The sequence below is a fragment of the Gluconobacter sp. P1D12_c genome (assembly GCF_018812105.1).
Taxonomy (GTDB): Bacteria; Pseudomonadota; Alphaproteobacteria; order Acetobacterales; family Acetobacteraceae; genus Gluconobacter; species Gluconobacter oxydans_A.
This window is the reverse complement of record NZ_JACSIQ010000455.1, coordinates 1-454: the sequence shown is the minus strand read 5'-3', so window position 1 is coordinate 454 and position 454 is coordinate 1. Positions and strand designations below refer to the sequence as shown.

General features: G+C 55.7%; 2 protein-coding genes. One reads left to right on the top strand and one right to left on the bottom strand.

Features of this window, described 5'->3' with window-relative positions; genetic code table 11:
* The coding region (locus KP705_RS17645; RefSeq protein WP_374195577.1) for a helix-turn-helix domain-containing protein at nt 1–265 on the bottom strand (265 nt) is incomplete at its 3' end.
* On the opposite strand from KP705_RS17645, the gene KP705_RS17640 reads away from it, so the two are divergent.
* On the top strand, nt 212–454 hold a 243-nt coding region (locus KP705_RS17640), incomplete at its 3' end, for a hypothetical protein (RefSeq protein WP_215765220.1). The two genes, KP705_RS17645 and KP705_RS17640, sit on opposite strands and share 54 nt — an antisense overlap.

Below are 454 nucleotides of genomic sequence, written 5' to 3'. Positions count from 1 at the left end.
TATCCTTCACCTTGTCGACAAATAGAGGATCGGTCGAGAGCTTGAAGCTTTTCGAGCGATGCTGTTGAACACCGAACAGCGCCAGCATGCGCCCCACTGTGCTTTTTGACAGACCGGTGACTGATGCTGCCGAGCGAACCGTCCAATGAGTGCCGTCTGCAGGTTTGCTCCGCAGAACCATACGCAACAATTGCGCAACTTTTTCTTCGTCATGAGTTTTTGGCCGCCCTGGCCGGGCTTCTCCGTAAAGTCCGACGAGCCCCAGTTTGAACCATCACTTACGCCAGTGGCAAACCGTTGGGTTGGTGGTGCCGAGCCGGTGCGCAATCGCAGTGTTGTTCTCCCATCGGCTGAGGCCAGAACAATCTGCGCACGACGAACCACACTGTGTGGAGCGGAATGCGAACGGCTGATCCGCTCCAACTCTTCACCCTCGCTTTCACTAATGCAAAGG